This window comes from Pseudomonas sp. LW8 (assembly GCF_041956865.1).
Classification (GTDB): domain Bacteria; phylum Pseudomonadota; class Gammaproteobacteria; order Pseudomonadales; family Pseudomonadaceae; genus Aquipseudomonas; species Aquipseudomonas siliginis.
Map to the genome: position 1 here is coordinate 823,744 of NZ_CP168138.1, position 13,259 is coordinate 837,002.

13 protein-coding genes are annotated in these 13,259 nt (G+C 61.2%); 7 read left to right on the forward strand and 6 right to left on the reverse strand.

The window, feature by feature from the left end; genetic code table 11:
- The first annotated feature begins 86 nt into the window (after positions 1–86).
- The 3 genes from AB9L16_RS03720 to AB9L16_RS03730 all read left to right on the forward strand — a co-directional run bounded on the left by AB9L16_RS03720 (position 87) and on the right by AB9L16_RS03730 (position 4,206).
- On the forward strand, positions 87–1,448 hold the full coding sequence (locus AB9L16_RS03720; protein ID WP_041477964.1) for an MFS transporter: 1,362 nt from the start codon (positions 87–89) through the stop codon (positions 1,446–1,448).
- An 11-nt stretch (positions 1,449–1,459) separates the two neighbouring features.
- Positions 1,460–3,013, forward strand: coding sequence for a galactarate dehydratase (garD, locus tag AB9L16_RS03725; RefSeq protein ID WP_252885367.1), 1,554 nt, complete (start codon positions 1,460–1,462; stop codon positions 3,011–3,013).
- Between the two features lie 251 nt (positions 3,014–3,264).
- Positions 3,265–4,206 (forward strand): AEC family transporter, encoded by a 942-nt coding sequence (locus tag AB9L16_RS03730; RefSeq protein ID WP_056782923.1) that lies wholly within the window; start codon positions 3,265–3,267, stop codon positions 4,204–4,206.
- 117 nt (positions 4,207–4,323) lie between these two features.
- Here the strand turns inward: AB9L16_RS03730 and AB9L16_RS03735 are convergent, their stop codons facing one another.
- The 6 genes from AB9L16_RS03735 to gatC form a co-directional block, all read right to left on the reverse strand.
- A complete protein-coding gene (locus AB9L16_RS03735) occupies positions 4,324–4,704 on the reverse strand; it encodes a carboxymuconolactone decarboxylase family protein (protein ID WP_150742784.1) in 381 nt (126 codons plus the stop codon).
- Positions 4,701–5,711 carry a calcium/sodium antiporter gene (locus AB9L16_RS03740; protein ID WP_375123754.1) on the reverse strand — a complete coding sequence of 337 codons (1,011 nt, stop codon included), beginning with the start codon at positions 5,709–5,711 and terminating at the stop codon, positions 4,701–4,703. Before AB9L16_RS03740 ends, AB9L16_RS03735 begins: the two co-directional genes overlap by 4 nt.
- Positions 5,712–5,808: 97 nt before the next feature.
- Entirely contained in the window at positions 5,809–6,180 is a 372-nt protein-coding gene (locus AB9L16_RS03745; protein WP_056782925.1) for a septal ring lytic transglycosylase RlpA family protein, read from the reverse strand.
- A gap of 218 nt (positions 6,181–6,398) precedes the next feature.
- A complete protein-coding gene (gatB, locus tag AB9L16_RS03750) occupies positions 6,399–7,844 on the reverse strand; it encodes an Asp-tRNA(Asn)/Glu-tRNA(Gln) amidotransferase subunit GatB (protein WP_016771702.1) in 1,446 nt (481 codons plus the stop codon).
- 10 nt (positions 7,845–7,854) lie between these two features.
- Positions 7,855–9,306 carry an Asp-tRNA(Asn)/Glu-tRNA(Gln) amidotransferase subunit GatA gene (gene gatA / locus AB9L16_RS03755; RefSeq protein ID WP_041477968.1) on the reverse strand — a complete coding sequence of 484 codons (1,452 nt, stop codon included), beginning with the start codon at positions 9,304–9,306 and terminating at the stop codon, positions 7,855–7,857.
- A gap of 16 nt (positions 9,307–9,322) precedes the next feature.
- Entirely contained in the window at positions 9,323–9,610 is a 288-nt protein-coding gene (gene gatC / locus AB9L16_RS03760) for an Asp-tRNA(Asn)/Glu-tRNA(Gln) amidotransferase subunit GatC (RefSeq protein WP_024011606.1), read from the reverse strand.
- Between the two features lie 211 nt (positions 9,611–9,821).
- Here gatC and mreB point away from each other — a divergent pair, with 211 nt between their 5' ends.
- From mreB to AB9L16_RS03780, 4 genes are all read left to right on the forward strand, one after another.
- Positions 9,822–10,859, forward strand: a complete 1,038-nt coding sequence (gene mreB, locus AB9L16_RS03765) for a rod shape-determining protein MreB (protein ID WP_002555108.1) — start codon at positions 9,822–9,824, stop codon at positions 10,857–10,859.
- A 140-nt stretch (positions 10,860–10,999) separates the two neighbouring features.
- Positions 11,000–12,103 carry a rod shape-determining protein MreC gene (mreC, locus tag AB9L16_RS03770; RefSeq protein WP_375123755.1) on the forward strand — a complete coding sequence of 368 codons (1,104 nt, stop codon included), beginning with the start codon at positions 11,000–11,002 and terminating at the stop codon, positions 12,101–12,103.
- On the forward strand, positions 12,103–12,594 hold the full coding sequence (gene mreD / locus AB9L16_RS03775) for a rod shape-determining protein MreD (protein ID WP_056782930.1): 492 nt from the start codon (positions 12,103–12,105) through the stop codon (positions 12,592–12,594). Before mreC ends, mreD begins: the two co-directional genes overlap by 1 nt.
- Before the next feature lie 37 nt (positions 12,595–12,631).
- Positions 12,632–13,228 carry a Maf family protein gene (locus AB9L16_RS03780; protein ID WP_375123124.1) on the forward strand — a complete coding sequence of 199 codons (597 nt, stop codon included), beginning with the start codon at positions 12,632–12,634 and terminating at the stop codon, positions 13,226–13,228.
- Positions 13,229–13,259 lie beyond the last annotated feature (31 nt).

A 13,259-nucleotide genomic window follows, 5' to 3' on the forward strand; every position in this document is an offset into this window, starting at 1 on the left:
GCTGATGCCATCGCTGGCAAGCCAGCTCCCACAAAGACCAAAGAATGTTTTACCCGCATAAAAATAATCAGTGGGAGTACATCTGCATGCAATCCTCTAAGCCGACTCACGTCCGCTATTTGATCCTGCTCATGCTGTTTCTGGTGACCACGATCAACTACGCCGACCGTGCCACGATCGCCATTGCCGGCTCCAGCCTGCAAAAGGACCTTGGCATTGACGCCGTCACCCTCGGCTACATCTTCTCCGCATTCGGTTGGGCCTACGTCGCCGGGCAAATTCCCGGTGGCTGGCTGCTCGATCGCTTCGGCTCGAAAAAAGTCTATGCCCTGAGCATTTTCACCTGGTCGCTGTTCACCGTGCTGCAAGGCTTTGTCGGAGAATTCGGCATGTCCACGGCAGTGGTTGCGCTGTTCATGCTGCGTTTCCTGGTGGGCCTGGCCGAAGCGCCATCGTTCCCTGGCAACGCGCGCATCGTGGCGGCGTGGTTCCCGACCGCTGAACGCGGAACCGCTTCGGCGATCTTCAACTCGGCGCAATACTTTGCCACCGTGCTGTTCGCGCCGTTGATGGGCTGGATCGTCTACAGCTTCGGCTGGGAGCACGTGTTCATCGTCATGGGTATCCTCGGTATCGTGTTCTCGCTGGTGTGGCTGAAAGTCATCTACAGCCCGCGCGAACACCCACGTGTCAACGAGGCCGAGTTCAAGCACATCGCTGACAACGGCGGCATGGTCGACATGGATCAGAAGGGCAAGAAGTCCGACGGTCCGAAGTGGGATTACATCCGTCAGCTGCTGACCAACCGCATGATGCTGGGAGTGTATCTGGGCCAGTACTGCATCAACGGCATCACCTATTTCTTCCTGACCTGGTTCCCGGTGTATCTGGTGCAAGAGCGTGGCATGACCATTCTCAAGGCCGGTTTCATCGCTTCGTTGCCGGCCATTTGCGGCTTTATCGGCGGCGTGCTCGGCGGGGTGATTTCCGACTACCTGCTGCGCAAGGGCCATTCGCTGACCTTCGCCCGCAAGGCGCCGATCATCGCCGGCCTGCTGGTGTCGAGCAGCATCGTCGCGTGCAACTATGTTGACGTGGAATGGATGGTGGTGGGCTTCATGGCTCTGGCATTCTTCGGCAAAGGCGTTGGCGCACTGGGCTGGGCGGTGGTTTCCGACACTTCGCCGAAACAGATCGCCGGTCTGAGCGGGGGCCTGTTCAACACCTTCGGCAACATCGCTTCGATCACCACGCCAATCGTCATCGGCTACATCATCAGCTCCACCGGCTCGTTCAAGTGGGCGCTGGTGTTTGTCGGTGCCAACGCACTGGTCGCGGTGTTCAGCTATCTGGTAATCGTCGGCCCGATCAAGCGTGTGGTCTTGAAAGAGCCGCCAGCCAAGGGCGGCAATGAAGCCACCGGCAATTTGTCTCAAGCGCATTCCTGAGGAGCGGCGTCATGCAGTTGATTGAACATTCCGACTCGCCGCGCTACATCCGCCTGCACGAGCGGGACAACGTTGTAGTGGTGGTCAACGATCAGGGCGTACCGGCCGGTACCGAGTTTGCCGATGGCCTGGTCACGCTGGATTTCGTACCGCAGAGCCACAAGGTCACTCTGGAGGATATTCCTGAGGGCGGGCCGGTGATTCGTTACGGGCAGATTATCGGCTATGCCTTGCAGCCGATCCGTCGCGGCAGTTGGGTCAAGGAAGATCAACTGCGCATGCCGACCGCGCCGCCGCTGGACAGCTTGCCGCTGTCCACCGATGTGCCGGACGCGCAGGCACCGCTGGAAGGCTTCACGTTCGAGGGTTATCGCAACGCCGACGGCACCGTCGGCACGCGCAACATTCTCGGCATCACCACCACCGTGCAGTGCGTCACCGGCGTGCTCGATCACGCGGTCAAGCGCATCAAGGAAGAGCTGCTGCCGAAGTACCCGCACGTCGATGACGTGGTGGCGCTGACCCACAGTTATGGCTGCGGTGTGGCGATTACCGCGACCGACGCCTACATCCCGATTCGTACCGTGCGCAATCTGGCGCGCAACCCGAACCTGGGGGGCGAGGCGCTGGTGATCGGTCTGGGCTGCGAGAAATTGCAGGCCGGGCAGGTGATGCACGAGGACGATGCCTCGGTGGATCTCAGCGATCCGTGGCTGTACCGCTTGCAGGATTCCAGTCACGGTTTTACCGAAATGATCGAGCAGATCATGGACCTGGCCGAAGTGCGTTTGAAGAAACTCGACCAGCGCCGCCGCGAAACCGTGCCGGCCTCCGAGCTGATTCTCGGTATGCAGTGCGGCGGCAGCGATGCGTTTTCCGGCATCACCGCCAACCCGGCGCTGGGTTATGCCTCGGACTTGCTATTGCGTGCGGGGGCGACGGTGATGTTTTCCGAAGTCACCGAAGTGCGCGATGCGATCTACCTGCTGACCTCACGGGCGCAGACGCAGACCGTCGCCGAAGAGCTGGTACGCGAGATGGACTGGTACGACCGTTACCTGGCCAAGGGCGAGGCCGATCGCAGCGCCAATACCACGCCGGGCAACAAGAAGGGCGGGTTGTCGAACATTGTCGAGAAGTCGCTGGGCTCGATCGTCAAGTCCGGCAGCAGCGCGATCAATGGCGTGCTCGGCCCGGGCGAGCGTTTCAAGCACAAGGGCCTGATTTTCTGCGCGACGCCGGCCAGCGATTTTGTCTGCGGTACGTTGCAACTGGCGGCGGGGATGAACCTGCACGTGTTCACCACCGGTCGCGGCACGCCTTATGGACTGGCCATGGCGCCGGTGGTCAAGGTTTCGACGCGGACTGAACTGGCGCAGCGCTGGCCGGACCTGATCGACATTGATGCCGGACGCATTGCCACCGGGCGCGCGACCATCGAAGAACTGGGCTGGGAGTTGTTTCACTATTACCTGGACGTTGCCAGTGGCAAGCAACAGACCTGGGCGGAGAAACACAAGCTGCACAACGACATCACCTTGTTCAACCCGGCGCCGATTACCTGATCGTTTCATGGAAGATCAAAAGCCCCTCACCCCAGCCCTCTCCCGGAGGGAGAGGGGGCCGACCGAGTTGTTTGGCGCTATACATCGACCTGACAAATCGGGTCGATTATGGATTCGACGATGTCATTTCAGGTCGGTGGATTGTTTAAATATCCCCCGATCGGTTCCCTCTCCCTTTGGGAGAGGGCTAGGGTGAGGGGCTTTTGCTTTATCATTGCCCCCCTGACTAAGCTCACCCAAGGCTCTCCGGCATGCTGGCAATCTTTCTTGAAACCCTGAACATCACCGCGCCGGTGTTTGCCATGCTGTTTCTCGGTGTGCTGCTCAAGCGCATCGACTGGATCAACGACAACTTCATCCACACCGCCTCGTCGCTGGTGTTCAACGTGACCATGCCGGCGCTGCTGTTTCTCGGCATCCTCCACGCTGACCTGCACGCCGCACTGCAACCTTCGCTACTCATCTACTTTTCCCTCGCCACCCTGGTGAGTTTCGCCGTGGCCTGGGGCTGGGCGATTTTCAGGTGTCCGCGCGAAGATCGCGGCATCTACACCCAGGGTGCGTTTCGCGGCAACAACGGCGTGATAGGCCTGGCGCTCGCCGCGAGCATGTACGGCGATTACGGCATTTCCCTCGGGGCAATTCTCGCGGCGCTGGTGATCCTGTTCTACAACACCCTGTCGACCATTGTGCTGGCGGTGTACAGCCCGGTGATCAAGTCCGATCCGTGGAGCATCTGCAAAAGCGTGTTCAGCAACCCGCTGATCATCAGCGTGATTTCGGCAGCGCCGTTTGCCTATTTCAAGATCGGACTGCCGGGCTGGCTGGAGACCTCCGGCCAGTATCTGGCGCAGACCACTTTGCCACTGGCGCTGATCTGTATCGGTGGCACGCTGTCACTGGCGGCGCTGCGCAAGAGCGGCAACATGGCGCTCAGTTCCAGCCTGGTGAAGATGATCGGTCTGCCGGTGCTGGCGACACTGGGGGCATGGCTGTGGGGCTTTCGCGGGGCGGAATTGGGGATTCTGTTTCTCTACTTCGGTAGCCCGACGGCGGCGGCGAGTTTCGTCATGGCCCGGGCGGCGCAGGGCAATCATGAGCTGGCAGCGGCGATCATCGTGATGACCACGTTGATGGCGGCTATTACCACCAATGTCGGGATCTTTGTGTTGCAGTGGGGTGGGTGGATCTGACCAAGGATTTGCATTGTCTGTCAGGGCCTCTTCGCGAGCAGGCTCGCTCCCACATTTGAAATGCATTCCAGGTGTGGGAGCGAGCCTGCTCGCGAAAGCTATTTCAGCAGCACTGAATCACTCAGGTTTCTGGTAGGTATCAATCACTTCCTGCGCCGCGCGAAACGCATCGATCGCCGCCGGTACGCCGGCATACACCGCGCAATGCAGCAGCGCCTCGCGAATCTCTTCCACCGTGCAGCCGTTGTTCAGCGCACCGCGCACATGGCCTTTCAACTCCTGCGGACACTTCAACGCGGTTAGCGCGGCGAGGGTAATCAGGCTGCGGGTTTTCAGCGACAAACCTTCGCGATTCCACACGCCACCCCAGGCGTGTTCATTGACGAAATCCTGCAACGGCTGGGTGAACTCGGTGGCGTTGCCCAAGGCGCGATCAACGAACGCATCGCCCATGACCTGACGACGGATTTCAACCCCGGACTGCTTCGACTCGCTCATGGCACATCTCTCTTGTGGTGTTGGCGACGCCAGGCGCGGATCGATGTGAACAACAGAAACGTCAGCAGCGCCGGCAGGACATAAAACAGCATCAAGCGCTCGAGTTTGCCGGCCAGCGGCATGCCGGTGGTGAACGACACCACATGCAGCCCGTAGACCAGATACAAGCCGAGCAGCAACAAGCCTTCGGCTCGGGTCACTCGGTAGCCCGAGTAAAACACCGGAAGGCACAGCGCAGCGACGCCGAGCATCACCGGCAAGTCAAAATCCAGCGCGTTGGGGGAGACGGAAAGCGGCGTCGGTGCGAGCAGCGCGGTCAGCCCGAGTACCCCGAGCAGGTTGAACAGATTGGCGCCGATCACGTTGCCCACGGCAATGTCACGCTGCCCGCGCAGGGCGGCGATCAGCGAGGTCGCCAGTTCCGGCAGCGAGGTGCCGACCGCGACCACGGTCAGGCCGATGACCCGTTCGGACAGGCCCAGGTCGGTGGCCACGACCACGGCGGCGCCGAGCAGCAGACGGCCGGCGAACACCAGCATGGCCAGGCCAGCGAGAATCATCAGCACACTGATCAACCAGGATTGCTGCGTCTCGGTTGGTCGCTCTGTATGAGGGCGCGTCGAATGTCGCGACTGACGCAACAGCAAGCCGAGGTACAGCGCCAAAGCGCCGAGCAGCACGACGCCGTCGAAACGCCCGAGGTCTTTATTCCAGGCGAGGATGAATACCAGCAGGCTGGCACCGATCATCAGCGGGATATCCAGGCGCACCAGTTGCCGCGACACGCGCAGCGGGATGATCAGTGCCGAGAGGCCAAGGGTTACGAGGATATTGAATATGCCGCTGCCGACCACGCTGCCGACGGCGATGTCCGGGTTGTCGGTCAACGCCGCTTGCAGGCTGACGGTCATCTGCGGCGCGCTGCTGCCGAGGGCGACGATGGTCAGGCCGATGATCAACGGACGCACATGCAGGCGCTCGGCCAGACGCACGGCGGCGCGCACCATCAGCTCGGCGCCGATGAGCAAAAGACACAGGCCGCTGAGCAGTTCGATGACGTTGATCAGCGGCAGATCGGCTAGTCCGAAAATGGTCGGCGCTCCATCAGTCGAGGGCCTGCACGCGAACCCGTGCGGTGCCGCTGCGCAGCATGCCGATCTCATCGGCGGCCTCGCGTGACAGATCGATCAGCCGGCCACGGGTGTGCGGGCCACGGTCATTGATGCGGACCACGACTGATTCATCGTTTTTCAGATTGGTGACCTTCACCCGCGTGCCGAACGGCAACTGGCGGTGGGCGGCGGTCAGGGAATGCTGGTTGAACGCTTCGCCGCTGGCGGTGCGTTTACCGTGATGCCTGGCTCCGTAATAGGAGGCGACGCCGGTCTGGTCATAACCGTGCGGGTCGATGGTGTCGGTACTGGCGCAACCGGCCAGCAGAGAGAGCAGGGCGCTGCTCAGCAACAGACGCTTCATTCAAAGGTATCCCGGATCAAATGTAGGAGGGACCTGTGGCGAGGGGATTTATCCCCGTTGGACTGCGCAGCAGTCCCAAAACTGAGAACTCGGTTTATCTGGTGCAAATCAAGCTCAGCAATTAGGGCCGCTTCGCGGCCCAACGGGGATAAATCCCCTCGCCACAGGTCCCTTCCACAGGGAATGGAGCCAGGCTTTGGATCTGGCTCCATTGGTGGTCAGCCTTCAAGCTTGCTTTTCAGCAGTTCGTTCACCTGCTGCGGGTTGGCCTTGCCTTTCGAGGCTTTCATGGCCTGGCCGACGAAGAAGCCGAACATCTTGCCGCGTTTGGCTTCGTCTGCCGCGCGGTACTGTTCGACCTGTTCGGCGTTGGCCGCGAGCATTTCGTCGAGCACAGCCGAGATCGCGCCGGTGTCGGTGACTTGCTTGAGGCCGCGCTTCTCGATGATCTCGTCAGCACTGCCTTCACCATTGGCCATCGCTTCGAACACCACCTTGGCGATCTTGCCGGAGATGGTGTTGTCCTTGATGCGCTGCAGCATGCCGCCCAGTTGCTCGGCGGAGACTGGCGAATCCTCGATGTCCAGGCCCTGCTTGTTGAGCAGGCTGCCCAACTCGACCATCACCCAGTTCGCCGCCAGTTTCGCGTCGCCGCCGATGGCTGCGACTTTCTCGAAGTAATCCGCCTGTTCACGGCTGGTGGCCAGCACGTTGGCGTCGTAAGCCGACAGACCGAACTGGCTCTGGAAGCGTTCGCGCTTTTGCGGTGGCAGTTCCGGCAGGGTGGCACGCACTTCACCGAGGAACGACTCTTCGATGACCACCGGCAGCAGGTCCGGATCGGGGAAGTAACGGTAGTCGTTGGCTTCCTCTTTCGAACGCATCGGACGGGTCTCGTCCTTGTTCGGATCGTACAGGCGGGTCTGCTGGATCACTTTGCCGCCGTCTTCGATCAGCTCGATCTGGCGCTGGATCTCGGAGTTGATCGCCTTCTCGATGAAACGGAACGAGTTGACGTTCTTGATCTCGCAGCGAGTGCCGAACTCGACCTGGCCTTTCGGTCGTACCGAGACGTTGCAGTCGCAACGCAGCGAGCCTTCGGCCATGTTGCCGTCGCAGATGCCCAGGTAACGCACCAGCGCGTGGATCGCCTTGACGTAAGCCACGGCTTCCTTGGCGCTGCGCATGTCCGGTTCGGAAACGATTTCCAGCAGCGGCGTGCCGGCACGGTTCAGGTCGATGCCGGTGGCACCGTTGAATTCTTCGTGCAGGCTCTTGCCGGCATCTTCTTCCAGGTGCGCGCGGGTGATGCCGACTCGTTTGACCGTACCGTCTTCCAGGGCGATGTCCAGGTGCCCTTTGCCAACGATCGGCAATTCCATCTGGCTGATCTGGTAGCCCTTGGGCAGATCCGGGTAGAAATAGTTTTTCCGGGCGAACACGTTGTGCTGGCCGATCTCGGCGTCAATCGCCAGACCGAACATCACCGCCATGCGCACCGCTTCCTGATTGAGCACCGGCAGCACGCCGGGCATGCCCAGGTCGATCAGGCTGGCCTGGGTGTTCGGCTCGGAACCGAATGTGGTGGAACTACCGGAAAAGATTTTCGACCGGGTGGTGAGCTGAGTGTGAATCTCCAGCCCGATCACGACTTCCCATTGCATGTGTGTCTCCTCAGAAGCCGGTTGGGGTGCGGGTGTGCCAGTCAGTGTTGAGCTGATACTGGTGGGCAACGTTCAACAGGCGGCCTTCCTGGAAGTACGGCGCGAGCAACTGCACGCCCACCGGCAGACCGTCGACAAAACCGGCCGGCATCGACAGGCCCGGCAGGCCGGCGAGGTTGGCGGTGATGGTGTAGACGTCTTCCAGATAGGCAGCGACCGGGTCGCTGTTCTTCGCGCCAAGCTTCCAGGCCGGGTTCGGCGTTGTCGGGCCGAGGATGATGTCGACTTCATTGAACGCAGCCATGAAATCGTTCTTCACCAGACGACGGATCTTCTGCGCTTTCAGGTAGTAGGCGTCGTAGTAACCGGCGGACAGCGCGTAGGCACCGACCATGATCCGGCGCTGTACTTCCGCGCCGAAGCCTTCGCCACGGGAGCGCTTGTACAGGTCGATAAGGTTTTCCGGGTTTTCGCAGCGATGGCCGAAACGCACGCCGTCGAAACGCGACAGGTTGGAAGACGCTTCTGCCGGGGCGATCACGTAGTACGCAGGAATGGCGTGCTGCATGTTCGGCAGGCTGATTTCCTTGATCACCGCACCGAGCTTCTGCAACTGCTGGATGCTGTTCTGGATCAGCTCGGCAATGCGCGGGTCTAGACCGGCGCTGAAGTATTCCTTCGGCACGCCGATGCGCAGGCCTTGCAGCGAATCGCCGAGGCTGGCGGAGTAATCCGGAACCGGCTCATCGATGCTGGTGGAGTCGTTCGGGTCGAAGCCGGCCATGCCTTGCAGCAGAATCGCGCAGTCTTCGGCCGTGCGTGCCAACGGGCCGCCCTGATCGAGGCTGGAAGCGTAGGCAATCATGCCCCAGCGCGAAACGCGACCGTAGGTCGGCTTCAGGCCGGTGAGGTTGGTGAACGCCGCCGGCTGACGGATCGAGCCGCCGGTGTCGGTTGCGGTGGCGGCAGGCAGCAGGCGAGCGGCCACGGCGGCGGCGGAACCACCGGACGAACCGCCCGGCACGTGTTCCAGGTTCCACGGGTTTTTCACTGCGCCGTACCAGCTCGACTCGTTGGCCGAACCCATGGCGAATTCGTCCATGTTGGTCTTGCCCAGGGTCACGGCGCCGGCAGCTGCCAGTTTCGCAACGACAGTGGCGTCATACGGAGCTTTGAAGTTGTCGAGCATCTTCGAGCCGCAGCTGGTGCGGATGCCCAGGGTGCAGAACAGGTCTTTGTGGGCGATCGGCGCGCCGAGCAGGGCGCCGCTCTCACCATTGGCCCGGCGTGCATCGGCGGCTTTCGCCTGCTCGATGGCCAGATCCTCGGTGAGGCTGATGAAACTGTTGAGCTGCGGGTCGAGCTGGGTAATACGCGCCAGCAGGACTTTGGTCAGCTCTTCGGAGGAAAACTTTTTATCGGCGAGACCGCGGGCGATCTCGGCCAGAGTCATTTGATGCATTGCAGGCTCTTTCCCTTTAGTCGATGACTTTCGGAACCAGATACAGGCCGTTTTCGACCGCTGGTGCGATGGACTGGTAGGCCTCGCGATTATTCGTCTCGGTCACCACGTCGGCGCGCAGGCGCTGACTGGCTTCCAGGGGGTGGGCCAGCGGCTCGATACCGTCGGTATCAACGGCCTGCATTTCGTCGACCAGCCCGAGAATGCTGTTGAGGGCGGAAGTAATGTGCGGAAGATCGGCATCGTTGAGGCCAAGGCAGGCCAGATGCGCGATTTTTTCCACGTCGGAGCGTTCTAGCGCCATCGGGATTCTCCAGTGGAAAACAGAACGGACGGCGTCCGTGTGTTAGATTGTCGGAACACTACCGCACTTCTACGGTCATAAGGCCGCGATTGTGGGGCTTGGTGCACAGAAAAGCGGCCAATTTAACATATTGGCGCCTTGCCCAAAATCCCTGTCGTTGTTAGAGTTTGCCGCACTTTTTTACCCACGCGTTGCCTAGGGTCCCTTTCCCATGTTCAAGAAACTGCGTGGCATGTTTTCCAGCGATCTTTCCATTGACCTGGGCACTGCCAACACCCTTATTTACGTGCGCGAGCGCGGTATCGTCCTGAATGAGCCATCGGTTGTGGCCATTCGGACACACGGTAACCAGAAAAGTGTCGTTGCTGTCGGCACCGAGGCCAAGCGCATGCTCGGCCGTACGCCGGGCAACATTGCTGCCATTCGTCCGATGAAGGATGGCGTGATCGCCGACTTCAGCGTCTGCGAAAAGATGCTGCAGTACTTTATCAACAAGGTTCACGAAAACAGTTTCCTGCAGCCCAGCCCTCGTGTGCTGATCTGCGTTCCATGCAAGTCCACCCAGGTTGAGCGTCGCGCCATCCGTGAATCGGCCCTTGGCGCCGGTGCCCGTGAAGTGTTCCTGATCGAAGAGCCGATGGCTGCTGCGATCGGTGCCGGTCTGCCGGTTGAAGAAGCACGCGGTTCGATGGTCGTGGACATCGGTGGTGGTACCACCGAGATCGCCCTGATCTCCCTTAACGGTGTGGTTTACGCCGAATCCGTACGTGTCGGCGGCGACCGTTTCGACGAAGCGATCATCACCTACGTGCGCCGTAACTACGGCAGCCTGATCGGTGAATCCACCGCCGAGCGCATCAAGCAGGAAATCGGTACGGCCTACCCGGGCGGCGAAGTACGCGAAGTCGATGTTCGCGGTCGCAACCTGGCCGAAGGCGTTCCACGCGCATTCACCCTGAACTCCAACGAAGTGCTCGAGGCTCTGCAAGAGTCGCTGGCCACCATCGTTCAGGCGGTGAAAAGCGCGCTGGAGCAATCGCCGCCGGAACTGGCTTCCGACATCGCCGAGCGTGGCCTGGTGCTGACCGGTGGTGGCGCGCTGCTGCGTGACCTCGACAAGTTGCTGGCCCAGGAAACCGGTCTGCCGGTGATCGTTGCCGAAGATCCGCTGACTTGCGTTGCTCGCGGCGGTGGCCGTGCGCTGGAAATGATGGATAAGCACACCATGGATCTGCTTTCGAGCGAATAAGCTTCGAATGCAATACGTGGGTGAACGCACAGGCAGCACTTTGCAGTGCTGCCTGTTGGCGTTTATCTTCTGTCAGTCTTCATCCAGGCCGGTTTGATGCCGTATGAATAAACAGAACATTTGCCTGGGAGGAGCGGCTTATTAAACCGCTTTTCACCAAAGGCCCTTCGTTGGGCGTGCGCCTGTTGGTGCTAGCCGTGCTCGCGGTCGCACTGATGGTGGTCGATGCACGTTTCGACCTGCTCAAGCCCGCGCGCAAGCAAGCGTCGCTGGTGCTCATGGATGCCTACTGGATCACCGACCTGCCCGGCCGCTTGTGGGAAGGGGTCGCCAGTCAGTTCGGCAGCCGCACCGAGCTCGTCGCCGAAAACGAAAAACTCAAGACCGAAAACCTGCTGTTGCAGGGACGCATGCAAAAGCTCGCGGCCCTGACCGAGCAGAACGTTCGGCTGCGCGAGTTGCTCAACTCCTCCGCACTGGTCAATGAAAAGGTCGAAGTGGCCGAGCTGATCGGCATGGACCCCAACCCCTTCACCCATCGCATCATCATCAACAAAGGTGAGCGCGACGGCGTGGTGCTCGGCCAACCGGTGCTCGATGCACGCGGGCTGATGGGCCAGGTGGTCGAATTGATGCCGTACACCTCGCGGGTCCTGCTGCTGACCGACACCACCCATAGCATTCCGGTGCAGGTGAATCGTAACGGTCTGCGCGCGATTGCCAGTGGCACCGGCAACCCTGAGCGCCTGGAATTGCGTCATGTCGCCGACACGGCGGACATCAAGGAAGGCGATCTGCTGGTCAGCTCCGGCCTTGGCCAGCGTTTTCCGGCCGGTTATCCGGTGGCCACGGTCAAGGAAGTCATCCACGATTCCGGCCAACCGTTTGCCATTGTCCGCGCCGTGCCGACTGCCGCCCTGAACCGCAGCCGCTACCTGCTGCTGGTGTTCAGCGACAGCCGCACTGCCGAGGAACGCGCCAATGACGCGGCCCAGGCGCAGGAACAGCTCGATGCCCACGGCGGCGGCCCGATGTTGCCGGCCAGCGTGCCGAAACCTTTGATCATGCCTGCCACGCCGTCGACCGCTTCCGCAGCGCCGGCCGCTGAAGCAGCGGCGCCTGCCACCACGCCTGCCAAGCCTGCCGCGAGCAAACCGCCCGCTGCCGCTCCGGCCGCTGCCAAACCGCCCGCCGCGAGCAAACCACCGGCGAAACCGCCAGCGACTACCGGGGGACGAGAATAATGGTCGGCGCGAAAAAATCCGGAAACAGCTGGATGATCTGGTTGACGTTCTTCGTCGGCATCCTGCTCAGCGTGTCACCGTTGCCGATCTTCATGGAAATCCTTCGCCCGCTGTGGCTGGCCTTGCTCGTGACCTTCTGGGCGCTGTACATGCCGCACACGGTCGGCATGGTCACCGCCTTCTGTCTGGGACTGGCCGAAGATGTCCTGCAGGGCGACCTGCTCGGGCAGAACGCGCTGATCCTGACCCTGATTACTTTCCTCGTGTTGTCGTTGCAGCAGCGTCTGCGCATGTTCCCGATGTGGCAGCAGTGCCTGGTGATCCTGGTGATCTTCGGCCTCGCACAGTTGGCGCAACTGTGGCTCAGCGCTCTGACCGGCAACCGTCAGCCAACCCTGGCGCTGGTCCTGCCGGCGCTGGTCAGTGCCTTGCTCTGGCCGTGGGTCAGCTTCGCCCTTCGCGGGATGTGCCGACGCTACAGAATCTATTGAGCCGGTGAAGCAGGGCACTGAACAGGGAGATGTTTTGATGAAACTGCTTTACCTCGCCTCCGGCTCACCGCGTCGCCGTGAATTGCTCACGCAGATCGGCGTGCAGTTCTCCGCCATCAGCGCGGACATCGACGAAACCCCGCTTCCTGAAGAATCCCCTTCGGCCTATGTCGAACGCCTTGCGCGTGGCAAGGCCGAGGCCGGTCGCCGTTCGGTCGTCTCTGATCAGCCGTTCTGCGTGCTTGGCGCCGACACCGCTGTGGTGCTCGACGGCAAAATTCTTGGCAAACCGGTGGACGAAGCCGATGCATGCGCCATGCTGATGATGTTGTCCGGCAACGAACACGAAGTGCTGACCGCCATCGCCGTGCTTGAAGGTGAGCGCTGCGAGTCGCGGGTGGTGCGCAGTCGCGTGCGTTTCCGCAGCATCAGCTGCGATGAGGCCGGCGCCTACTGGGCCAGTGGCGAACCGCGCGACAAGGCCGGCGGCTATGGCATTCAGGGCCTGGGTGCGGTGTTTGTCGCCGGGCTCGACGGCAGCTATTCGGCGGTGGTCGGCTTGCCGTTGTGCGAAACCTGCGAGGTGTTGGGCCATTTCGGCATACCCTGTTGGCAAAACCTGAACACGCCCTGAGCGTCGTACGAATCCAGATGCGGCCACTATC

Excerpts from the sequence above, each read along its gene's own strand:
- AB9L16_RS03720 (WP_041477964.1), top strand. The coding sequence starts at position 87 with ATGCAATCCTCTAAGCCGACTCACGTCCGCTATTTGATCCTGCTCATG.
- garD (WP_252885367.1), top strand. The coding sequence starts at position 1,460 with ATGCAGTTGATTGAACATTCCGACTCGCCGCGCTACATCCGCCTGCAC.
- AB9L16_RS03730 (WP_056782923.1), top strand. The coding sequence starts at position 3,265 with ATGCTGGCAATCTTTCTTGAAACCCTGAACATCACCGCGCCGGTGTTT.
- AB9L16_RS03735 (WP_150742784.1), bottom strand. The coding sequence starts at position 4,704 with ATGAGCGAGTCGAAGCAGTCCGGGGTTGAAATCCGTCGTCAGGTCATG.
- AB9L16_RS03740 (WP_375123754.1), bottom strand. The coding sequence starts at position 5,711 with ATGGTGCGCGCCGCCGTGCGTCTGGCCGAGCGCCTGCATGTGCGTCCG.
- AB9L16_RS03745 (WP_056782925.1), bottom strand. The coding sequence starts at position 6,180 with ATGAAGCGTCTGTTGCTGAGCAGCGCCCTGCTCTCTCTGCTGGCCGGT.
- gatB (WP_016771702.1), bottom strand. The coding sequence starts at position 7,844 with ATGCAATGGGAAGTCGTGATCGGGCTGGAGATTCACACTCAGCTCACC.
- gatA (WP_041477968.1), bottom strand. The coding sequence starts at position 9,306 with ATGCATCAAATGACTCTGGCCGAGATCGCCCGCGGTCTCGCCGATAAA.
- gatC (WP_024011606.1), bottom strand. The coding sequence starts at position 9,610 with ATGGCGCTAGAACGCTCCGACGTGGAAAAAATCGCGCATCTGGCCTGC.
- mreB (WP_002555108.1), top strand. The coding sequence starts at position 9,822 with ATGTTCAAGAAACTGCGTGGCATGTTTTCCAGCGATCTTTCCATTGAC.
- mreD (WP_056782930.1), top strand. The coding sequence starts at position 12,103 with ATGGTCGGCGCGAAAAAATCCGGAAACAGCTGGATGATCTGGTTGACG.
- AB9L16_RS03780 (WP_375123124.1), top strand. The coding sequence starts at position 12,632 with ATGAAACTGCTTTACCTCGCCTCCGGCTCACCGCGTCGCCGTGAATTG.